The sequence below is a fragment of the Agrobacterium sp. 33MFTa1.1 genome, assembly GCF_004328495.1.
GTDB lineage: Bacteria > Pseudomonadota > Alphaproteobacteria > Rhizobiales > Rhizobiaceae > Agrobacterium > Agrobacterium pusense.
On the sequence record NZ_CP036360.1, the window covers coordinates 331,149 to 353,062 of the forward strand.

Here is a 21,914-nt window from a genome sequence, read left to right on the forward strand (position 1 = left end):
GCGATGCGGGCAAATTGAGCTCGATCGCGTTCATTGATTTAACAAGAAAGGAAAATTGTCATGACCGCACCTGTCATTCGCGGCGTCAATCACATCGGCATCACGGTGCCTGACATCGAAGCGGCAAAATCGTTCCTGGTGGAAGCCTTTGGCGGCCAGGTGATCTACCAATCGTTCGGGCCGCAGGATCCGGCCAGGCAGGGACCCGAGTTCGAGCGGGCCACTGGTGCTTACCCGGGAACGGTTGTGCGTGCGCAGGCGATGGTCAAGATCGGAACCGGGCCTGACATCGAGCTCTTTGAAATGCACGGCCCCAAACAAGCGCAACCGGTTACACCGAGCGACTTCGGCATCACGCATTTTGGTGTCTATACCGACGACATCGACGCATCGGTACAGCGCTTTGAGAAGGCTGGCGGAACAGCCCTTACGGCACCACGAGCTATTCCCTACGCAACCGAAAAAGGTCCTGGAAACAGGGTCTGCTATTGCCGAGCGCCGTGGGGCACGATGATCGAGTTTATCACCACGCCTGATCGCATGGCCTATCACGACCAGACGGAGCTGCGCAGATGGCAGGATGAGGAATGAGCGTGAGCTTTGATACCTCGTCATCCCGCCGCAGCCTCCTGTCGCTTTCGGCGATGGCTGCGGTCTCGGCCCTGGCAGGGTGCGTCTCCACCCCCGGCACGGGCCGGATGGTGGGGCGACAGTCGACGCCTCTCCAGGAACCGATCGGCTCTGTCCACATCGCTCGTGCGCCGACAGATGCCGAACTGGCTGTCATGTACGGTCCTACCGAGGATGGCGGCTTTCTAATCCCGGCGGTCCCCTACAAGCAGATCGATCCGCGCTACTATCGCCAGCAGGTCCTCGACCCGACTGGCGAGGCGCCCGGCACGATCGTCGTCGACACCCCCTCCCGCTTCCTCTATCTCGTCCAGCCGGGCGGGACCGCGATGCGCTATGGTGTCGGGATCGGGCGCGATGGCTTTGCCTGGCAGGGCAACGGCATCATTCAGTGGCGTCAGAAATGGCCGCGTTGGAAGCCGCCGAACGAGATGGTCGCCCGCCAGCCGGAATTGGCCAAATATTCGATCGAAAATGGCGGCATGGAGCCGGGCCTGAAAAATCCGCTGGGTGCTCGAGCGCTGTACATCTTCTCCGGTGGCCACGACACACTCTATCGTCTGCACGGCAATCCGCAATGGCGCTCGATTGGCAAGGCAGTTTCTTCCGGATGTGTGCGCCTGCTCAACCAGGACATTATCGACCTCTATGAACGCGTGCCGATTAAGGCTCCAATTGTCGTCAAGCAGTAAGCGCAAGCGATCACGTTCGTCTCTCCTTCGGATAGGGGGAGAGACATGTCCTTCAGGCGATTTCAAAGCCTCAGTTATTTCACGCACAAAGCTCAAGGAACAACCGACCATGTCGAACTTCAGTAAAGCGGCCGCTGGCCTCATTGCCGCGCTTTTGTCTTCCGCTGCCCTAACAGCCCCAGCCTTAGCGGACGCGCGCAACATCGTGCTTGTGCATGGCGCGCTCGTGGATGGTTCGGGCTGGCGCGGCGTTTATGACATCCTGACCCGCGACGGCTATCATGTCAGCATCGTCCAGCAGCCACTGACAAGCCTGGATCAGGACGTTGCAGCCACGAAGAGCGTGCTTGATCAGCAGGACGGGGACGTCGTTCTCGTCGGCCACAGCTATGGGGGCACGATCATCACGGCAGCAGGTGATGATCCCAAGGTCAAGGCACTAGTCTATGTTGCGGCACTGCAGCCAGAAAAGGGCGAGAGCACCGCACAACTGCTCCAATCGATGCCGTCACCCACCAACGATATCAAGCCGACAAAGGATGGCTTCCTGCTTATCGACCCGGCAAAGTTCGCAGCTGATTTCGGGGCGGATCTGCCCAAGGAAAAGGGCGAGTTTATGGCCCGGTCTCAGATGCCTGTCGCCATCGCGGCCACCAGTGCACCCGTGTCTATTGCCGCTTGGCACGATAAGCCCAGCTATGGGATTGTCGGCAAGAACGATAAGACCATCAACCCCGAACTGGAGCGCCGGATGTACAAGCGCGCCGGATCAAGGGTGACAGAGGTAGAGGGCAGCCACGCCATTTATATAACGCAGGCAGCTGCAGTTGCAAAGGTGATCGAGGAGGCCGCGGAAGCTGTCGACTGACAGAAAAGGACCGCGGTAACTCTGCAAATTCACAAGCTGCGGCGTTTTGCGAGTTTGGACTCGTGCCTTGCTAGTGATGTGATCGCTGCATCGGATAAACGTTGTCATCAGAGGGTCCCGCGATCCAACATCGAGCTTCGAAGCCTGGTGTCGTCGCGGGCCTTCAATGCAGATCGCCATGGAAGGTACAGCAGGAGCGCACTCCTTACGAATGTAGGATGGCTCAACTTCTCAACCTCGTTGAAACGGTGCTCTGCATATCTGTTGCCCGGGAGCACTGTACCCGATAACTCCGTCTCGACTCGAACTCCTTCGTATGATTCAGGCCGGAAAACGGTCGGATGCAGTACGCTCTAATTGTGCCCAAACCGCAAGGTCGTTGCCATGTCCATCCCTCTGCATCAATACCTCATATTTATCTCTATCGTTACCATGATCGTGGTGACACCGGGACCCAACCTGGCTTTGCTCCTAGCCAATTCGCCGAGCAACACGAAGCTGACCGGCTTCGGGATGGTATTCGGGTTCGCCGCAGCCATCGTTTCTCATGCCACGTTGGCACTTGTTGGAGTGGGGGCAGTGATCGCAGCGTCGGCAATCTTGTTCACAGTCATGAAACTGTTGGGTGCAGCCTATCTCATCTGGCTGGGGATCAAATCTCTCTTGTCGCTGCGCGGTCTGGATGCATCTGTCATAAATCCAAGCCGGGTTCCAATGAGCCTGACAGCTCCGAAAGCCTTCGTTCGCGGATATCTCAGCAATTTCCTTAATCCCAAACCGGCGATCTTTTACGTTGCGGTCTTCCCCCAATTCTTGGAGGGCCACCAACAGGAGGTGCTTGCAAATGGCGCCGCGCTTGCACTCACACATGCTCTGATCGCTGTAGGTTTTTACGGCGTAGTTGTCCTCCTTATCGGCAGCGTCACCGGTTTCCTCAATCGCCCGCACATCGCCAGAAGGATCAAAACAGTTTCCGGGGCGGCTTTGATTTTGCTAGGCGGTCGCTTGTTATTGGCAAAGAGCCCTGCCTGATCGTCTCAACCTAATCCGGGGCTAACGCGCTTTCAATACAACGACCCCATCGCATCAGTGCATTCACTTAGCTAATTTTGGCTCGGCCTATGCGGACGAAGAAAGGATCATTTGTGAATCGCAAAATTATCGTGCCGCTGGCAATGAAGCCCATTGTGGAGCGGGCAGGCTATGCCCCTGCAGTACGCTTCGAAAACCTGGTTTTCTGCGCGGGGCAGGTTGGACGTGATACCAACATGAATGTTATCAACGACCCAGAGAAGCAATTCGAGGCGTGTTGGGACAACTTAGCTACCGTTTTGTCAGCGGCAGGTTGCAGCTTCGAAGATGTTGTCGAAATGACTACGTATCATGTCGGATTGCAGCAGCACATACATACCTTTCGCAAGGTAAAGGACCGTATTTTCCCCCGCGGAACATGCGCGTGGACTTGCATTGGCGTCTCTGAACTTGCCCATCCCGGTCTTCTTGTGGAAATCAAAGTTGTGGCAGCTATACCTTCGCACCCGTTGGAATAGAGCGGCAGTTGATCCCCGCCGAAGTCGAAAAGTGCTCAAATTCGACCGGACAGCTGGTGTAGAAGACATAACAAAACGACGCAGCTGGTGGACGACCAGCCGCGGTTTGTATCGCGAATGCCGCGGCTGCGACAGGTTTGTATTCTCTCCATAATATTCCTTGGTCGGCTGGAATTAGCGGTTCCATAAGCTCCGGTACGCCGCACCACCGATCCGCATACGCTTAGTAGTCGAAGTCTCAGTCACTTAGAGGTCTGATGAGCAGATCGCGAGTTGGTATCCGTTCAAGAGCGAAGACGCTCGCAAGGCATCTTGCTCGAGCTAACTGTGGTTCATTCGCAACGACGGCTTTGCGCCTTCGAAGCAGTCGTTGTTCGTTATCCACGGATAAAGCTGCTTTGCCCCTTCATTCCGGACGTAAGCATAGCAATTACACGGTCCCTAAAGCAGTCTTTTCGCTTATCAGGCCTTCAACGATGTTAAGGGATGGGAAATTGACGGGCAGGTTTCGGACGACGGCGGCGGGAAAGCTGCATCCCACCGAGCCAGCGAGCTTTGGGCGGCAGTGCACTTTACATCGCCACTCCTTCATTCCTGCCGCTCCTCAGGAGTGAGCATCGCGTGTATCGATGGAGGGTCAAATTAGCCCTCGTTCTTTGATATTAACGGTTTTACAGAACGGCAAATATCTGTGCGGGTTGGCTTCAAAGCTATCCCGCCCCCAAATGACCTTAATTGAAGGATTGCTAAACAGACGAGCGGGCCTCATCATCATGACCTCGGCAGCAATTACACCGGGCGCTGCCGCCGGGGGCTTTAATGCCGCGCCCGCAATCTGAAAGGAGGACACCATGTCTTCCAGCGTCCACGCCGTCGATTTCGATCCCGGCAGCAATCGAATTCTCAACCAGATGCTTCATAAGGCCGGATATGTAACGGCGAGGATGAAACCGCTGTCAGGAGCGCTTTCAAGTCAATCGCGCACTGTGTTGCTCCGGTTCATGTCCGGAGTTATACGCCAGCGAGACGGTGGTTTTCCGTCGGGACCGGAGTCCATTTCTGCTTTCGGACGACCGTGATTCCATAGGTGAACCTAGTGTCGGGTTACGCTCCCAGCTCCGTTTCCGCAGTCTAGGCTGTGAAACGGCCTCGGAAATTACAACTAAATGCTGAGAATATTGGCGAGAAAAAAACTAAAAGTTGACAATCGCATATGAGCGACCTATATGTTGATTGTCGATATTTGCTTGCTTAGCTTTGGTTATCGCGCGTCTGGCACCGTGCCCTGAACGAGCCTTTTCTCTCAAAAATCGCTATCGCATCTGCAGCGCCGCAGGCGTTGTGGTCCTCTTATTGCTATGAAAGGGTTCATCATGACCACTGGCACAGTTAAATGGTTCAATTCCACGAAGGGCTTTGGCTTCATCCAGCCTGACAATGGCGGCACCGACGCGTTCGTGCATATCTCGGCCGTCGAGCGCGCCGGAATGCGCGAACTCATTGAAGGTCAGAAGATCGGCTACGACCTTGAGCGCGATAACAAGTCGGGCAAGATGTCGGCTTGCAACCTCCAGGCCGCTTAATCATCCCGGTATTCGCTCTCCGTTGACCACGGATGTACTGGCACTGGCGAGAGCATGATACCAGCAAGGTCAGGCAGATTGCCTGACCTTTTTTTGTTGCCACGGCGGCGTTAAATCTGGAAAAGCCATGTCACAGACGCACAGCAAATCCCGGCAGAAGGCGGAGATTGCCTTCGCCAATACTCAATCGCAATTCTTCGCGCGTAACAGCGCCGTCGAGGAACTCGATTCCCTCGTTCTGGCCCGCGAGGAAAAGACGAGGCGGCTTCGTGAAGCGCGACTTGCGAAAGAATTGAAGGACCGTGAGGCGACGACCGCCTCTCTTCTCACGAAACGACGGGCCAAGACGGTCTGATCTGCCCAGGAAGAGTGGGGCGCGGACGGATAAAACACGACGAGGCCGCCCGCAAGGCCGAGCACGATCGGCGGTACGCCAATCGCAAGGCAAGGCGGTTATAGCAAATGGCTTGGTCGCGTGAGATCATCAATCAAACTCTGTCCGCAGTTTCTTTCAAACCGTTGCACTCCGCAACCGAAGGGGATACCTATGGCAGACAGTATCGGCGAACTTCAGGCACTCAACACGGCATGGCAGATCGCAATCCAGGAAATCCTGCGGATGGTGATCCGAGACATGTATCATGCGGCCGGAGAGGAAGTCTTTCTGGCGAACATCAAGCGGATCGAAGAGGCCGCCGTCGACAGCATTTATGCAGACCTGCGGCTACGCGGGACGAATGAATGGACGGAAGCGCTTGTCAAGGATAATGCGAGTAACTTTGTAACCACGCTGCTGACATCGTTCACATATGATCGAATCTAGTGGAAGATCGGGCCGTGAGCCGCATCGCTGCTGTTTCGTATGAGCATTTTGGATAAGTTCGGCTTTGCGCGCGGCAAGTCGCTGGCGAGCGTCTGCTTTCAGGAACTATATGGGAGGCTCACAGCCCTAATGTCCGAACGGACGCCTATGGCGGCAAGATGGAAAACCGCGCGCGTCTGATACTCGAGGTCACGGCCACGGTGGCGCAGGAAATCGGCGGCGAGCGCACGGGTGTGCCGGATTTCGCCAGTTTCGCCTACAAATAGCATTTCCTGTAGCGGTCCCCAGACGCAATACAAGTATATCATCGATCGACTTGATGTTCTCGGCATCACCTGCATTCACGTCGTTGAAGGCGAGACGGGTCGCCCGCGCGAGGTCGCACCCTTCGAATACGGATCGCTCCGCCGCCGCTTCAGCAGGACATATATCGCCAATAATGGCTGTGACCTCGACCTTGCAACGCCGCATCTGGTCGATGGCAAGGCAGATCTGATCGCCTTCGGACGCCCGTTCGTCGCCAATCCGAATCTCGTCGAACGACTGCAAAGCGACCCCGGCTGAGATCGGGTCACGCTGTATGGCGGCGGCGCTGCGGGTTATATCGATTATCCCGCTTCATCGGGACTTCCGGCCGTGAGTCATCAGGGGGCGTACTTCGGGGGGGGCTCCTGCGATATCGATCATCATCAATCTCCGATAATTCCCAAGGCTGCGTAGCCGGATGCCGCGCCATATCAAAAAGTCTCTGGCCACCGTCGCCTCAAAGGACACCTGTCCGCACCCAAGATCCGTAGCACAGAGTGAAAACAGAGAGCATTAAGTTTTATGATGGGGTTGATGAAATCAAGGGCGGAGTCCGCAGGCTATCTTTCGTCGGGGAAAAATCTTATGAGCTGTGTCTTCCTAAGCCTATCTCGACTCGCTGTATCAGAGGAGATGCAATATTCAATATGTGCGCGTAAATCCGCCGGCACTTCTGGTCCGCCGGCTTTCAAGAGCTTGTCGCCCATCGCGAGAAGAGTCGCCAGTTCTACACCGCATCGGGACGCAGACATAACTACTCCTCCGGCCGGACCGGATCGTATTTCTTCAAGGTCTTTGCTGGCGGTATAAAGCGTCAACACATACCAGATCAGAAAGAAAGCGGACCAAAGCATCATGCTTCCAAGAACATATGCGCGCACAGGTGTTTCCCCGCTATCTGCCGAACCCCGGAAGACCTTGGATTGCATACCTCGGGAGTGGTCTGCGGGAGGGCACACGTTCCCGTTTCTGTACCCCGAACAGGAACAGCATTTCTCCTTTGAGTTTGGAAGGGTCGGTCATTCCACCCTGAAAAAGATCGATTATCTTGCGGGTGGCCTTGTTGAATGACCGGTCGTCATCCGAGCGCGTGTCGATTTCAAAGCCGGCATCTGACAACAGGGACCGCAACATATTCAGATCGTGAGACGAAATCGGGCCGTATTCTTGTGTGGAAGACACCGTGTCCTCCTTTCGTTGGGGCCAAGGGATTTCACCTTGAAGCGGTAACGCCCTTTAAAAAGCTACCGAAGGAACGAGCTTGCGCGTTTTGAGGTTCATTAGCAAGGGAATTCCAATGTGCTAGAACGCAGCCGCCGCTCAATAATGACCAGCGAATGGCTGGTAAACTTCTCTGGAGCTTTCCAAAACCGTATTCGCTTGCGTCTTAAGCTATTCAGGCGCACTGTAAGGCGTCGGTAGCGATGTCACGGGCACTACTGGTTGAGGGTCGGTTACCCTAGCCCCAACGAGAGGAGGACATTATGTCTTCCCACCCCAGTTTTGCAGCCATCTCCCCCAAAGAGATGGAGATGATCCAGTCAGTTTTGAAGAGTGCGGGCTATAACGCCACATTGCTGGGCAATGACCAGCGACAATTCAACACGGCCGCGTTTCTTGTAATGAGACTGTTTCTTGCGGGAGAAACATCTGCCGATGTTCTCGCAGCACAATTGAAACGCCGTCTTGGGAATGCGGACTCACTCATTCAATCCTACCAATCACGGCCTGTCCTTGAGACCATCAGAAGTGTCCCGCGCAACACGATATACGTCCTCAGCTTTTTCAGGAAGGCAAGTGGTCGATCAATTGGGGCTAATGAATAGCCCTGGAAGAACGAAGCCGGCGCGCTATAGGCAATCTCTTTGTTAATCCTTCTCAGGGGTCGAAATCCACTTAGTGGAGAGCGATGACGGTCAAGGATAAACGTTGCGGCGCGGTGTGAATGACGTGTCAGGAAAGAGTGTAAGGGTATGAAAGAAAGAACGACATACAAAGAAATCACCTTCGCGAATCCGTTCGTATTGGATGGATTAGTAGCACCTTTGGAAGCTGGAACATATCGTCTGGTCGTTGATGAACAACTTATTGAAGGTCTCAGTTTTCCTTCGTATCAACCCGTCGCAACACACCTTGAGATACCCGCTATCTCCTCCCAATTAGTGAAGCGCCAGTTTTTGCAGGTGTCCGCGGAGGAAATAGAAGTGGCGCTGCAAAAAGATACCGAATCGCAATGCGGCGACTCCGACCAGTGATCAACGTTTCACAAGTTGGCCGGCGATTGCGCTGGTCAGTTATGGGCAAGCGGTAATACAACGCCACTTGCGCTGCTTAGTTTTCTCTAGCAGAAATCTATCTCTGGCGTAGCACGGGCGAGCGCAGAACGAGTAAGGATATTCCTGTGTTACGCGCCTTCAGAGGCAAGAAGCTGATAGTGGTAGAGCGGCGTCCGTCCTTGACGGCGGCGTGCCATGCGCAACTTACTGCCGCCGGAGCCACCGTTGCAGGCCCTGTTTCTTCTGTCGAGCAAGTCTTGAACCTGTTGGAAGCCGGCGATGTCGACGGGGCAATTATTGACGTCAAAGTTGACGTAGAAATGATGTTACGCTTAGCCATGCTACTGGAATCAATGGCGACGCCGTTCGTTTTCGCATCTTTCATCGATGTGAACTCGGAAGGCTACGCTTTTAGCGGTGATAGGAAGCATCTCCGCAAGATAGCTGACGTTCTTTTTGGCTCGCCTGGACCGGCGTCAACCCTCCATTAACGTGGTCCCGTTGAATAGATGGTGTGATTGATGGTACACGCACCCCGCACGTTCTTGTCAGAGGATGGCCGGATTAAACCCAACGGGTGAAAGGACGGCGGCATGACATCCAACACTATGAGTGGGAGCGATTTCGCGAAGAACGTTTTCCAAGATTCATGGAGCTTCGCTTTCCGGAGAGGTCAGGTTTCGGCGGAAGCTATCCCGGCAGCATTTCCTAGTTTGTATCCGGGCAGGGCGTTTCGATAGTCGTAATGGAGGCTTGCGGGATGGCTCATTACTGGTCACGCGAACTGACGAAACTCGGCCATGAAGTACGGCTGATAACACCACAGTATGTCTGTCCATTCGTAAAGCGCGAGAAGAACGATGCTGTGGATCGCACTATGACCTCTATGACAAACCGGAGCCGGTCGAAAAAGCGTTGGCGAAACTGATCCCTTTCTACACGGAAAACCTCTGAGCATGGCTAAATTGCCGCCATGTTACAATGGCGGCCCCCCCGCATGCGTAAACGAGCGGCATCAGACGTCTGTTTGGAGGTCTGGTAACTGAACGACAACTATCCGATAAATGCGTCCACCACCGGACAGTCCGCTCCCGGCCTCAAACCGGCCACTCCGGCAAGCAAACTGTTGCCCGGATCGGCAAGATGCTGCCAATAAAACCCACTAAACTGCGGGTCGGCGGTTCGACCCCTTCAAGAGTAAATTAGTGCCGGCGCCAAGTTTTGTTCGGTCCGCATGCTCGAGTAGATAATTATCCGTCATCTCTGCCTGAGCGCCTCAAGGACAACCCTGAATGCCGCGGACGACTGTCGGCGGCTCGGGTAGTATAGGTGGTAGCCAGGGTACGACGGGCACCAGTCGGAAAGAACTTGCACTAACCGACCAGATTCTATGTCTGGCATCGCCAGGCCGTCCGGGACGAACCCGAAACCATATCCGCTGACGGCTGCATTCATAATCTGCCTGATGCCGTTGCAGATCACTTGTCCATCCACCCGGACCCTCAGTTCCTCACCGTCCTTTTCAAACTCCCATGCATAAGTCCCGCCGTGCGTCGGGAGCCTCAGGTTTATGCATTGATGCGAAGTAAGCTCCTGGGGCGTCGCAGGGATGCCGTGCCTCCCTATGTACGATGGGCTGCCAATGACAATCATCCGTTGGTCTGGGCTTATGGAAACTGAGATCATGCCTTGGGATACAATCTCCCCCAGCCGGACACCGGCGTCGAAGCGTTCCGCAACAATGTCAGTTAGACCGTAGTCGACGATGAACTCGACCTTGATGTCTGGATATTGGTGAAGAACCCTCTCAAGTTTCGGCCAAAGGACTGTATCGATTGCATAGTCCTCGGCGGTGATGCGGATGGTGCCGGCGGGCTTGTCCCCAAGTTCCGTGATCGAAAACAGTTCGCCCTCAATTTCCTCGAACCGGGGAGCGATTGAGTTCAGCAATCGCTCGCCCTCAGCTGTTGGCGAAACGCTGCGGGTTGTCCGGGTTAGCAGGCGAACCCAAGCCGGGTCTCTAGGGCCCGGATTGAATGGCTGAGGCCTGACTGGGACATACCTAACTGAGCGGCAGCCTTGGTGAAACTTCGTTCACGCGCCACGACGATAAAGGCGAGCAGGTCGTTTACGTTCGTCCGCAACATTTCAGTCGTCCTCCCTGCTATTGTCACCTTGGATTATAGCTCCTGAAGAATAAGTTGTCGTCCCGAATGCGCTCCTTGCCTCGTTAGTGCCAGGCAAATAACGACGTCATGGATCATCGAAGCTCGATACAAGGCGTTCTGAGATAAGCGGTAACTGATTTGGCGGATGCGGATTGATGTGCGGCATGCATAAGCGCTTGCAGTTTGCAGCGGATAATCAATTGGGGTCATTCAATTTACATTCGTCCTGCAACCACAAACGGTACGGGAGAATGGCGATGGACACGAAACACGAACAAACCGATGAGCAGCAGGCAAGGGGTGGCTTCGGCCGGCGCGACATCCTCAAGCTAACAGGAGCGGGAGCTGCCGCGGTTATGTCGCTCGCTGCAAATCCTGCACTGGCTCAGTACTCCGGAAGTTGGGACAAGACATTCAAGCAAAGCAACCGCGTGGAGCATCGCAAAGTATCGTATGTCAACCGACTGGGTATCAATCTTGTTGCCGACATGTACGTTCCGAAGGACCTCGATGCTTCGGTCCGGCATCCCGCGTTGATCGTCGGTCATCCCTACGGTGGCGTCAAGGAGCAGACGTCCGGCCTCTATGCCCAGACCATGGCTGAACGTGGCTTTATCACGATCGCACACGACGCCTCTTACAATGGCGAAAGCGGCGGCCAGCCGCACTTCATCTCGTCCCCGGAAGCCACCATCGAAGATTTCAGTGCTGGTGTTGATTTCTTAGGGCTCGACCCGCGCGTCGACCGCAACCGGATCGGTGTCATCGGTGTTTGCGCCAGCGGCGGTTTTGCCCTTGCCGCAGCGCAGATCGACCCGCGCCTGAGGGCCGTGGCGACCGTCAGCATGTACGACATGGGCGGCGCCAAGTGGGCCTGGGGCGGCGAGGAGATGAAGGACGATGTTCGGATCGACATGCTCACCAAAATCGGCGAGCAACGTTGGGCAGAAGCCTCCGGTGGAAAGAAGCAGTATGGCGAGCTCCCGCATGCTCTGACATCAGAGACGGACGCGATCACGCGCGAGTTCTTCGACTACTATCGCACGCCACGTGGTGCTCATCCCCGCGCGACGACCGCCATGAATGTGTCCGGTGACCCGTCTTACCTGCATTTCCGTCCGTTCGACCACGTCGATATGATCTCGCCACGGCCCGTCCTGCTGATCGCTGGCGAGAATGCCCATTCGCGGTTCTTTAGCGAACAGGCAATTGCGAAGGCTGCCGATCCCAAGGAATTGTTCATCGTTCCCGGCGCTGGCCACGTGGATCTTTATGACAAGGTCGATCTGATCCCATGGGATAAGCTCGAGGCATTCTTCGACCACCATCTGTCGGCCTGACCAGGGGCCCGTGGGGCTGCTCGGATCTCCGGCGGAGGGCATGATCTGTAACGATCAGGCCTTCCGCTGACTGCCCTAACAGTTGGCTAAGCTCGTAATTAATCTCACAACGGTGATCATCATGAGGAAGCTCCGGATATCGGCGATCGCGCTAACGTGCATGTTCGACGCAGCGGCAATCTCTGCCGTTCGAGCAGAGAGCCTTGCGCACAGCTCCGTCGTCGGCATGTCGACCGGCGACTGGAACGTCGAGACCGTCGTCGAGAATCTAGACTATCCTTGGGACATCGAGGTCAGAGGCGACAGGGTCTTCGTAACGGAGGCCGCTGGAAATATTGTCTTCGTCCAGAATGGCCAAATGCGCAGATATGTCTTGCACACCACGGCCGATATCGCCCGCGAAGGCGGCGGCGGTCTGTTGGGAATGGCGCTTGCCAAGGATTTCGAAAACTCGGGGCGAGCCTATTTCTATCATACCTACCGCTTCGACGGCTCCCTACGAAACAAGGTCATTGAAGCTGTCTTCGACGGCACCTCATGGCGGGAGACCCGCACCCTGCTCGCAGATATCCCGGGACACAGGCTCTATAATGGCGGTCGCCTCGCAATCGGCCCCGACGGCAATCTCTACGTCACGACGGGTTGGACGGAGAACCGCGATGCTCCGCAAGACATCACCAACCTAGCCGGAAAAGTGTTGCGAATGACGCTGGATGGCAAGATGCCCTCCGACAATCCGATCGCCGGGTCGTACGTCTATTCGCTCGGCCATCGCAATCCACAAGGCTTGGCATGGGATCCAGCCGGGGAACTGTTCGTCGCCGAGTACGGCCAATCTGCCCACGACGAGATCAACCACATCAAGCCAGGTCTGAACTTTGGGTGGCCGCTCACAGACGGCGACAGGAAACGCCAGGGAATGCAGGCCGCCTACCTTCACTCCGGCAACGAAACCTGGGCACCTTCGGGGATCTCCTTCCGAGGAACGGAGCTTCTGGTAGCAACACTCGTCGGACGTGGAATTTACGTTCTCGGCCCGCAGGCGAACGAACTGGAGCCAATTTACAAGTCGGAAGATCGATACAGGGATGTGCTTTCCACCGGCAATGACATCTACGCCATCACGACAAACCGATCACCAAGAGGCGAGGGGCCGTCAGACGATCGCCTCATCAAGCTGTCGCCCAAACACTGACGGACGACGCATCACCCCTTCAGAACAACAGGTAAATGCTATGAATATCTCTTTCGAAAACAAGGTAGCCCTGGTCACTGGTGCAGCCTCCGGCATGGGCCTTGCCGCAGCAAAAGCCTTCGCCGAGGCCGGAGCGGCGGTTGCTCTCGCCGACGTCAATGAAGAGGCAGTGCGTGCTGCGGCTGAAGCTCTGACCTCTTACGGTTACCGGGCGATCGCCATCCAGTGCGACGTCGCCGTCATGGAGCAGGTCGCGGCCATGGTGGATCAGACGGTCGCAGAGTTCGGGCGTCTAGACGCGGCTTTCAACAATGCCGGTGTACAGAGTCCCGTCGCCGAGACTGCTGACGCGGACCCCAAGGACTACGATTTCGTCATGGGGGTCAACCTGAGGGGTGTCTGGAATTGCATGAAGTATGAACTTCTGCAGATGCGCAAGCAGGGTTCCGGCGCGATCGTCAATAACTCCTCCCTCGGTGGTTTGGTCGGGATCGCTGAACGCGGCATCTACCATGCCTCGAAGCACGGCGTTGTCGGACTGACCAAGAGTGCCGGCCTCGAATACGCGCCTAAGGGAATCCGGATCAATGCGATCTGCCCAGGCATTATCGAAACCCCGATGGTGACCGGAATGCTGGAGACACAACCGGACGCTATGTATGCTCTGATGCAGGTTGTCCCCATGAGCAGGCTCGGCAAAGCTGAAGAAATCGCCGACGCGGTCCTGTGGCTGTGCAGCGACGCGTCCAGCTATGTCGTCGGACACGCTCTTCCCGTCGATGGCGGTTATACCGTCCAGTAGCCACGAGCGGGTTGTGGACGAGCCATTCCCTGTCCAAGCGCGGAGGGAGCTTCAGGCTCTTTTTCGCTTTATACAAAAGGTGGAACTGATGAGTTTCTTCTCCAGCTTTCGAGTATGTGTGGGGTTGGCACTGGCAGGCGTCCTAGCGTTGGGCTCGATATTTTGCAATGAGGCGAGCGCTGCTCCTAGCGCCGCCATTGACGCCAACAGCCATAGGGTCGTCGATTAGTGAGACGGGTTGATCGAGACATGCGCTTAAACAATTACCTTGTTACGCTAAATCAGTGAGTTACCTCGGATTGAACGAGGGTTCGATTGCGATCAAGAGCAATACGATTTGAATCCTCACTCCAACACGCCTCCGCTCACTCTTCTCGATAGCTGGCTCGTCCCCATCAAGTTTCCGAAACGGACGGCAGTAAGTTCCGGATTGGACGAAGTTGCAATCCGAATTGGACGCATGTAAACTCCGACCTGAACGCATCGGCAATCCTAGAATTTGGTAGCGATCAGGAGGAAAAATAGATTGAAAGGGGAAAATCCTTCTGACCTCCTTTATCCGAGAGGCGCAGCCGAGCGAATTAGGGTCGCGCTCAAAGATACGCCAGTCGTACTTGTGAACGGACCGCGGCAGTGTGGCAAGACGACGTTGGCTCGAACCCTGCTCCAGACAGATCGTCCGTATTTCACGTTAGATGACGAAACGACCTTACTATCAGCAAAGACCGATCCAGTCGGCTTCGTTCGTCAGATTGATACCGCCATTATAGACGAGGTGCAGCGTGCACCGGAGTTGCTGCGTGCCATAAAACAGGCTGTAGACAACGATCGGCGGCCTGGGCGATTTTTGTTAACCGGCTCAGCAAACATTCTCGCACTTCCGACGATTTCCGATAGTTTGGCCGGGCGGATGGAAGTCGTTACCTTGTTGCCCCTAGCTCAGTCCGAAATTCGACGCAACCAGTCGAACTTCCTCGATTCCGCTTTTGCCGGAACGGTCATAGCGCCTCGCAATCCAACGGTCGGAAACGACCTGATGGAGCGAGTGCTCATCGGCGGATATCCTGAGATGGTCGGTCGTGGCGATCCCCGCCGTCGATCCGCATGGGCTAGAGAATACATACGAGCCATCGTTGAACGAGATGTGCGCGAAATTGCCGACGTCGAACGCCTGGACCAAATGCCGCAGCTTCTGCGGGCGCTCGCGCATCATTCGGGACAGTTGCTCAATTTCACCCAATTGGCCGGCCAGGTCGGCATCGATGACAAGACCGCCCGGCGATATATCGGACTCTTCGAACAGCTGTTCCTAGTTCGTCGCATCGAGCCCTGGTTTCGAAACCCTTTGAAGCGTCTTGTTAAGACACCAAAGCTCCTGTTTCTCGATAGCGGGCTCTTAGCTTCGTTTGTCGGAATGACGATCGATCGAATTTCAAGTGACCGAGGACTATTTGGTTCATTGCTGGAAACGTTTGTCGCTGGCGAAATCCTCCGGCTTTCGACCTGGAGCGAAGTCCAATCAACCTGTCATCACTATCGGGATAAGGATCAGGACGAAGTAGATATCCTTCTCGAAGACGAAGCTGGCAATATGGTTGGACTTGAAGTCAAGGCCGCGGCAACGGTGACCGCAGCAGATTTCAAAGGCTTACGCAAAGTAGCCGTGGCCACCGGACGCACCTTTAAGGCAGGCTGGGTGCTGTACGACGGCGACAAGATCCTGCCATTTGGTGATAATCTTGCGGCGATACCGCTATCTTGTCTCTGGGGCGATTAAGTAAGGGCAGGATTTAAGTTCGATTCCCTTCAAGGCGAACACACCGGGCATCGCAGTTGCAAGGCCACGAGCCTTTCCAACCCAGTCATCAAAACGTCGCAAGACCTTCAAGAAAGTGTCTTCTGCAATTGCTAGACAGCCGCCATTGCAATTGTTTTTGCACAGGAGATACGGATGTTACAGAAATTGCAGACCGCCCTTGCGGCTAGCATCGTTTCACTCGCCGCTGGCGTTTCGTCGGCTGATGCCGCCACAACCGTGAAGTTCTGGCACAGCTTCAACAAATCCAACGGCGAAACGCTCGACAAGATCATCGCAGGTTTTGAAGCCGCCAACCCCGGGATCGATATCGAGGCCGAGTATGTCGGCAGCTACAACGACATCATCGCCAAGCTGCAGGCAGCCATTCCCGCACGCCGCGCACCGGATGCAGTTATCCTTGAAGTCACACGCTATGGTCTGTTCGCAAACAACAACCTGCTGACTGATCTTACGTCATATTTCGATGCCGACCCGTTAAAGGAATACCTCTACGACTATGCCCGCGAAGTCGGCGTGATCAACGGTAGGAATTTCGTTGTGCCGTTCAACTCGTCTACTCCGGTTCTGTATTTCAACAAGGACATATTCGCCCGGGCGGGTCTTCCGGCTGATACGCCTCTCAAAACATTCGAAGATATCTCCACTGCAGCCAGAACCATCACCGAGAAGCTTGGCGCCCAGGGCATCTCCGGTATCGCAGCGCCGGGCCAGTTCGCGCGGTGGGGTCTGGTCATGGCCAATGATAGCGAGCTGGTCGATCCAGCGACCGGTGAAATCCTTCTGGACAAGCCAAACACGATTGAAGCCTATCAGTGGATGGCATCGCTTGTGAAGGACAGCAAGGTCGCATCACCGGACGGTGTGACCGAGGAAGACAACGGCCGAGACGCCTTTCTCGCCGGGAAGGTCGGGATCATGATGAACTCGACTGGCAATTACGTCGGATCAAAAAGGGCACTGGGAGACGATCTGGTTGTGCGGCCGATGCCATGCAACAAGACGTGTTCCGTTCCGATCGGCGGTGCTGGAATCGGCATCATGTCGACGTCGCAGAAGGATGTGCAGGACGCTGCTTACAAATTTATAAGCTATGCTGCGTCGCCCGAAGCAAACGCAACCTGGTTTGCCGGAACAGGCTATTTGCCGATCAACAAGAAGAGCGCGGATCTTCCGGTCGCCAGGGAAGCTCTCGCAACGCAGCCTGGCATCGATGTTGCAATCGAATCTCTGCCTGTCGCCCACGGCCGTGCCCGCACGACGGTCGTCACCTGGATGCGCACCACCGAATACAAGATGTGGGAGGCGATGGCGCTCGGTCAGCGCGATGTGGACGCGACCATGAAGGACTTTGCTGCGCAGGCGCGCGCCGAAGAAAAGCGCCTCAGCAACTGATCTTCTCGTAAAAAAGGGCACCGACGGACGTCCCGAGCGTCTGTCGGTGCGGTCATGACATGCTTCGCAAGCTCACACCTTATCTCTTCGTCGCGCCGCTGATGATCTTCATCGCGCTGTTCACCTATATTCCCATCCTGGCAAGCCTCAATCTGAGTTTCCGCGAATGGAATTTCCTGTCTCCGAGCATGCCCTTTGTCGGGTTTCGCAACTACGAGCAGTTGCTGGCCTCGCGCGAACTCTGGAATTCCCTCTGGGTGACGGCGCTGTTTGCAGTACTATCCGTGCCGCTGAGGCTCGGGCTGGCACTGATTGTCGCTACCCATCTCGTTCGAGAGTCCATGCACGTGCGTCTGCTGCGGGGAGCTCTGTTTCTGCCCTCGGTGACGTCCACTGTCTCTATCGCTGTCGTATTCTCCTGGGTCTTCTCGACCGACTACGGCATGGTCAACGCATTGCTCGGCGTCTTTGGTCTGGGCAAGGTTCAGTGGCTGCAGAACCCTCATCTGGCGCTCTGGGTACTGATCTTTGTCAATACATGGAAGCAGATTGGCTATGACATCGTCATTTACATCGCCGGCCTGCAGGCGATTCCGCACGAACTGTATGACGCAGCCGCCGTCGACGGCGGCAAGCGTCTGCATGTGTTCCGCCGTATCACCATGCCCCTGGTCATGCCGACCACCTATTTCCTTTTGGTGATTTCAATCATCGAGGCCTTCCAGGTCTTCACGATCGTCAACGTGATGACGAAGGGCGGTCCCGCTGGCGCAACCGACATGCTCGTCAACCTCCTCTATGAGATCGGGTTCGTGCTTTTTGATATCGGGCGTGGGTCGGCGCTCGCGGTGTTGCTGTTCATTCTGCTGGTTGGGCTCGCGATTTTGAAGTCGCGCATCATTGGTCGGAAGGTGCATTATGAAGCCTGAGAACCCACTTGTCGCCGGACTGGCTCTGGTCGCTGGCCTGCTGTTCCTCTCACCGGTGCTCTATTCCATCTGGATGTCTTTCCAGACGGCAGATGCCGGCTATGCGGGTGATGTCGCGTTCACCCTCGACAACTATGCGCGCGCGGTCGGGCAATACAACTTCGCGCGTTATCTGCTGAACAGTCTCATCGTTGCGGGGCTGGTGACGTTGCTCGGCATCACCTTTGCTACCATGGCGGCCTACGCTTTCGCGCGATATTCTTTCAGGGGCGGTGACTTTCTGTTCGCAGCAACTGTCGCAACGCTCATGATCCCGAGCCACATCAGCCTTATTCCGAATTACCTGACATTGGCCAAGGCTGGTCTGCTGGACAGTTATGCCGGCCTGATCCTTCCTGCCATATCGAATGGCTTCGCGGCCTTCTTCTTGCGGCAATACATTCGGGGCATCCCGAAAGCGCTTGATGAAGCTGCGTACATGGATGGAGCAACGTCGCTCCAGGTGCTATGGCGCATCATCGTGCCGTTGTCGCGCCCCGCGATTGCGTCCATGTCGCTCTATATCTTCATGACGGAATGGAACAATTATATCTGGCCGCTGGTCGCCGTCGGCAAGCAGGACCTGTATACGCTCCAAATAGGGCTTGCGCGCCTCTATCGTATCAACCCCGGGGAGGGTCTGATCGACTGGCCACTCGTCATGGCTGCTTCCACGATAACCATTCTTCCCGTTCTCCTAGGCTTCCTTCTGGTGGAGCGCCATCTCGTGCGCGGCATCACCATGGGCGCCGTCAAGTAATCCAGGATAGACCATGACACGTATTGCATCCCACCGCGGCGGCACGCTTGAGTTCGGTGACAGCACGCCGGCAGGCTTTACCGCGACCGCCACAATGGCGCTCGAAGAAGTCGAGTTCGACGTCCATCCGACTGCGGACGGCGCTATTGTCGTTCATCACGACGCCACGCTCGATGCCACAACTGACACCACGGGTGCGCTGGTCGACATGGCACTCAAGGAGGTGAAGGCCGCAACGATCCGTTACAGCGCTGGTGGCCACCCGTTGACGCTGGAGGAACTGTGCGCGGTATATGCGAAGAGCGCTGTGGACTTCCGCTGCGAAATCAAGCCTGACGCCCAGGGCATTGCCTATGATGGTTTCGTTGAACAGGTCGTCGCAACACTTGATCGCCGCTCGATGCTTCAGCGCACGACCTTTTCTTCCTTTCTCATACCCTGCCTTGACGAACTCGAGAATGTCAGTACCAGACCTCGGCTATGGCTCGTCAGTCCACCTGTCTTGAGACAGTTAGGTCCAGCCATCGTGATAAAGACAGCCATCGATCACGGGATCCCCGAGATTGGTGTTCACATCGACACCGCCGATCAGGAGCTGATGACCAATGTGCAGAGCGCCGGGCTTCAGTTCGGGTGCTGGGCGGCTCATACGCGCGCGCAGATAAGCAAAGCCCTCGAACTCGGAGTGAAGGTCTTTACGACAGACCGGCCCACGCTTGCAATTGCACTGCGCGCAGAACGTCGTGGAGACCTGGCGTCATGAGCAGCATCTCCTTGCGCGACATCCGAAAAGCCTACGTCAACGGACCTCAAGTTCTTCACGGGGTGTCGCTCGACATCGAGCCGGGAGAGTTCGTGGTCATTGTCGGTCCGTCCGGTTGCGGAAAGTCCACACTGCTGCGCCTGATCGCAGGTCTGGATAAATGTGAGGAAGGTACGATCGAGATTGGCGGAAAGCGCGCCAACGATCTTCCCCCACAAGATCGCGACATCGCGATGATTTTCCAGAACTATGCGCTCTATCCGCACATGACGGTCCGCGACAACATCGCGTTCGGCCTGGAGCTGCGCGGGATGAGCAAAACAGAGCGTAATGAGAGAGCAGAAAGGGTCGCCAGAACCCTTCAGCTGCATGCTTATCTGGATCGTAAGCCCGCCGCGTTGTCGGGAGGTCAACGCCAGCGTGTCGCCATGGGCCGAGCGATGGCGCGTAATGCCGCAATCTTCCTGATGGATGAGCCGCTTTCCAATCTCGACAATTCCCTTCGTATCTCAATGCGCACGGAGATCAAGGAGCTTCATCGGCAATTGGGCGCAACGATCATTTACGTCACCCATGATCAGACCGAGGCGCTCTCGCTTGCCGATCGTATCGCCGTCATGAGGGACGGGCATCTATTGCAATTCGATCGCCCCGAGGTGATCTACGACCGTCCCTCGAACCGTTTCGTAGCCAGTTTTCTCGGAAGTCCCCCGATGAACTTCCTCGCATCCAACAGCCTTCCAGGCTGGACGGGAGCAGGGAAAGTGACTGTGGGACTGCGGCCTGACTTGCTCACCGTCCACCATGAAAAGCCCAACCAACCAGCTCTTCCTGGACGCCTCCTGCTCTCCGAAATGACAGGATCAGACATGCTCCTCCATTGTGAGACTCCAGCGGGCCGCCTGACCGTTTCCGCCCCCCGCAAGACGGTGACAAGGGAGACTGAGCAGCTTTGGATCGGCTTCGATCTTGACCGTGCTCTGTTCTTTGATCCTCAAAACGGCGACCGCATCGATTTGCCTGCCAGTGGCCACACGGAAGGACGAGGGGCGGCGAGTTGATGAACAAACAAGATGCGCCATTGGCACTCAGCGATCTTATCAATCGCTATTCGACGAAGCTGACAGAGGCCGACACGCGCCTTCTTGACGTTCTGTTACAAGATCCGATCCGTGCGGCCATGGAAAACGGAAAGGATGTTTCTTCTCGCGCGGGCGTTCATCCAGCATCGGCCGTGAGGCTGGCCCGTCGCCTGGGGTTCAAAGGCTATCCCGAGTTCAGGAGTTTCCTGCAGTCCAGTTTAACGGAGGGGGAGGGAGACTTCGAAAGCCCTGCAGCGCGCATGGCTGCGCGGCTGGTGCGGGCCGAAGACAACGGTCTGCTCGCGTCGGTCCTGGACAGCGAGATAACGGCTCTTCAACAGGTCCGCCACGCCGTATCCGACGCAGATATTCGCGCGTTTTCCGCAATCGTGCGCGACAGTCGCCGGATTTTTGTCTTCGGATGCGGACATTTTTCGGCGCTCGCATCGCTTGTTGCGCTTCGCCTCAATCGCTCCGGCTACGAAGCGATCGATCTGGCGAGCCGGATGCACCAGCTTGCGGAAGTGCTGGCAGCACTGACCGCGGAAGATGTCGTTTGGTTTCTCGCCTTCCGTCGGACACCTCCGCTTATCCAGGAAGTACGCGAGATTGCAAAGCGGCGAGGGGCAAAAACGCTGGCTGTGACGGACGTCGGGGGCACGAGGATCGATCCTGCTCCCTGTCATCAAATACTGGTGTCACGAGGTAACCCAGGTGAATCGCAGTCGCTTGTTGTGCCTATGACGATTGCCAATGCGATTATCCTCGATCTGGCGTCCATCGACAACGGGCGGTCGTTGCAGTCGCTGAGCGAGTTCAGATCGTTCCGCGCATCGTCACGTCTGACTGCCGGGTGAGAGTGCACCACGGCAGAGGAGATCATGCGATGGGGGTTCC

At 56.0% G+C, this 21,914-nt stretch carries 22 protein-coding genes and 4 pseudogenes; 24 read left to right on the forward strand and 2 right to left on the reverse strand.

All coding sequences use genetic code 11. The features are described 5' to 3' along the window. Window positions 1-60: 60 nt before the first annotated feature. The 5 genes from EYD00_RS24955 to EYD00_RS24975 all read left to right on the forward strand — a co-directional run bounded on the left by EYD00_RS24955 (window position 61) and on the right by EYD00_RS24975 (window position 3,740). Window positions 61-591, forward strand: coding sequence for a VOC family protein (locus EYD00_RS24955; RefSeq protein ID WP_020808329.1), 531 nt, complete (start codon window positions 61-63; stop codon window positions 589-591). Further along, window positions 588-1,322, forward strand: coding sequence for a L,D-transpeptidase (locus EYD00_RS24960; RefSeq protein ID WP_022557137.1), 735 nt, complete (start codon window positions 588-590; stop codon window positions 1,320-1,322). The genes EYD00_RS24955 and EYD00_RS24960 overlap by 4 nt, the downstream gene beginning before the upstream one ends. A 109-nt stretch (window positions 1,323-1,431) precedes the next feature. Continuing rightward, on the forward strand, window positions 1,432-2,190 hold the full coding sequence (locus EYD00_RS24965; RefSeq protein WP_034499636.1) for an alpha/beta fold hydrolase: 759 nt from the start codon (window positions 1,432-1,434) through the stop codon (window positions 2,188-2,190). Window positions 2,191-2,574: 384 nt separating this feature from the next. Next, window positions 2,575-3,222, forward strand: coding sequence for a LysE family translocator (locus tag EYD00_RS24970; protein WP_034499637.1), 648 nt, complete (start codon window positions 2,575-2,577; stop codon window positions 3,220-3,222). 89 nt (window positions 3,223-3,311) lie between these two features. Then, window positions 3,312-3,740, forward strand: coding sequence for a RidA family protein (locus EYD00_RS24975; RefSeq protein WP_034499639.1), 429 nt, complete (start codon window positions 3,312-3,314; stop codon window positions 3,738-3,740). 637 nt (window positions 3,741-4,377) lie between these two features. Here the strand turns inward: EYD00_RS24975 and EYD00_RS26040 are convergent. Beyond that, the gene (locus EYD00_RS26040) at window positions 4,378-4,635 is read right to left on the reverse strand and encodes a hypothetical protein (RefSeq protein WP_034499641.1); all 258 of its coding nucleotides are present in this window, start codon (window positions 4,633-4,635) and stop codon (window positions 4,378-4,380) included. Between the two features lie 478 nt (window positions 4,636-5,113). Between EYD00_RS26040 and EYD00_RS24985 the strand changes: the two genes are divergently transcribed. From EYD00_RS24985 to EYD00_RS26295, 9 genes and pseudogenes are all read left to right on the forward strand, one after another. Beyond that, window positions 5,114-5,323, forward strand: a complete 210-nt coding sequence (locus EYD00_RS24985) for a cold-shock protein (protein ID WP_003519970.1) — start codon at window positions 5,114-5,116, stop codon at window positions 5,321-5,323. A 127-nt stretch (window positions 5,324-5,450) separates the two neighbouring features. Continuing rightward, window positions 5,451-5,678: a hypothetical protein gene (locus tag EYD00_RS24990; protein WP_034499643.1), complete on the forward strand. Its 228-nt coding sequence runs from the start codon at window positions 5,451-5,453 to the stop codon at window positions 5,676-5,678. A 192-nt stretch (window positions 5,679-5,870) separates the two neighbouring features. Then, entirely contained in the window at window positions 5,871-6,146 is a 276-nt protein-coding gene (locus tag EYD00_RS24995; protein WP_022557147.1) for a hypothetical protein, read from the forward strand. Window positions 6,147-6,274: 128 nt separating this feature from the next. Beyond that, a pseudogene (locus EYD00_RS25000) lies at window positions 6,275-6,866 on the forward strand (oxidoreductase); the annotation flags it as partial. Window positions 6,867-7,936: 1,070 nt separating this feature from the next. Further along, window positions 7,937-8,278: a hypothetical protein gene (locus EYD00_RS25015; RefSeq protein WP_034499651.1), complete on the forward strand. Its 342-nt coding sequence runs from the start codon at window positions 7,937-7,939 to the stop codon at window positions 8,276-8,278. Between the two features lie 147 nt (window positions 8,279-8,425). Further along, on the forward strand, window positions 8,426-8,707 hold the full coding sequence (locus EYD00_RS25020) for a hypothetical protein (RefSeq protein WP_022557154.1): 282 nt from the start codon (window positions 8,426-8,428) through the stop codon (window positions 8,705-8,707). Between the two features lie 146 nt (window positions 8,708-8,853). After that, on the forward strand, window positions 8,854-9,219 hold the full coding sequence (locus EYD00_RS25025; protein WP_034499653.1) for a response regulator: 366 nt from the start codon (window positions 8,854-8,856) through the stop codon (window positions 9,217-9,219). A 102-nt stretch (window positions 9,220-9,321) separates the two neighbouring features. Next, window positions 9,322-9,599, forward strand: a pseudogene (locus tag EYD00_RS26465) (IS110 family RNA-guided transposase); the annotation flags it as partial. Beyond that, a pseudogene (locus EYD00_RS26295) lies at window positions 9,599-9,682 on the forward strand (hypothetical protein); the annotation flags it as partial. The pseudogenes EYD00_RS26465 and EYD00_RS26295, both read left to right, overlap by 1 nt. A gap of 303 nt (window positions 9,683-9,985) precedes the next feature. Here EYD00_RS26295 and EYD00_RS25035 read toward each other — a convergent pair. Further along, window positions 9,986-10,875, reverse strand: a pseudogene (locus EYD00_RS25035) (LysR family transcriptional regulator). 278 nt (window positions 10,876-11,153) lie between these two features. Between EYD00_RS25035 and EYD00_RS25040 the strand changes: the two are divergent. From EYD00_RS25040 to EYD00_RS25085, 10 genes are all read left to right on the forward strand, one after another. After that, window positions 11,154-12,236, forward strand: coding sequence for an alpha/beta hydrolase (locus EYD00_RS25040; RefSeq protein ID WP_034499656.1), 1,083 nt, complete (start codon window positions 11,154-11,156; stop codon window positions 12,234-12,236). A 121-nt stretch (window positions 12,237-12,357) separates the two neighbouring features. Next, the gene (locus EYD00_RS25045; protein WP_034499948.1) at window positions 12,358-13,431 is read left to right on the forward strand and encodes a PQQ-dependent sugar dehydrogenase; all 1,074 of its coding nucleotides are present in this window, start codon (window positions 12,358-12,360) and stop codon (window positions 13,429-13,431) included. A 40-nt stretch (window positions 13,432-13,471) separates the two neighbouring features. Further along, window positions 13,472-14,233 carry a glucose 1-dehydrogenase gene (locus EYD00_RS25050; protein WP_034499657.1) on the forward strand — a complete coding sequence of 254 codons (762 nt, stop codon included), beginning with the start codon at window positions 13,472-13,474 and terminating at the stop codon, window positions 14,231-14,233. A 526-nt stretch (window positions 14,234-14,759) separates the two neighbouring features. Next, complete coding sequence (locus EYD00_RS25055) at window positions 14,760-16,010, forward strand: ATP-binding protein (RefSeq protein ID WP_034499662.1); 1,251 nt, start codon at window positions 14,760-14,762, stop codon at window positions 16,008-16,010. 174 nt (window positions 16,011-16,184) lie between these two features. Next, a complete protein-coding gene (locus EYD00_RS25060; protein ID WP_022557163.1) occupies window positions 16,185-17,444 on the forward strand; it encodes an ABC transporter substrate-binding protein in 1,260 nt (419 codons plus the stop codon). Between the two features lie 59 nt (window positions 17,445-17,503). After that, window positions 17,504-18,373: a carbohydrate ABC transporter permease gene (locus tag EYD00_RS25065; RefSeq protein ID WP_034499665.1), complete on the forward strand. Its 870-nt coding sequence runs from the start codon at window positions 17,504-17,506 to the stop codon at window positions 18,371-18,373. Then, on the forward strand, window positions 18,363-19,172 hold the full coding sequence (locus tag EYD00_RS25070; RefSeq protein WP_034499667.1) for a carbohydrate ABC transporter permease: 810 nt from the start codon (window positions 18,363-18,365) through the stop codon (window positions 19,170-19,172). Before EYD00_RS25065 ends, EYD00_RS25070 begins: the two co-directional genes overlap by 11 nt. Before the next feature lie 13 nt (window positions 19,173-19,185). Then, window positions 19,186-19,935 (forward strand): glycerophosphodiester phosphodiesterase family protein, encoded by a 750-nt coding sequence (locus EYD00_RS25075; RefSeq protein ID WP_034499670.1) that lies wholly within the window; start codon window positions 19,186-19,188, stop codon window positions 19,933-19,935. Beyond that, a complete protein-coding gene (locus EYD00_RS25080) occupies window positions 19,932-20,996 on the forward strand; it encodes an ABC transporter ATP-binding protein (protein ID WP_034499672.1) in 1,065 nt (354 codons plus the stop codon). The genes EYD00_RS25075 and EYD00_RS25080 overlap by 4 nt, the downstream gene beginning before the upstream one ends. After that, on the forward strand, window positions 20,996-21,874 hold the full coding sequence (locus EYD00_RS25085; RefSeq protein WP_034499674.1) for a MurR/RpiR family transcriptional regulator: 879 nt from the start codon (window positions 20,996-20,998) through the stop codon (window positions 21,872-21,874). The genes EYD00_RS25080 and EYD00_RS25085 overlap by 1 nt, the downstream gene beginning before the upstream one ends. Window positions 21,875-21,914 lie beyond the last annotated feature (40 nt).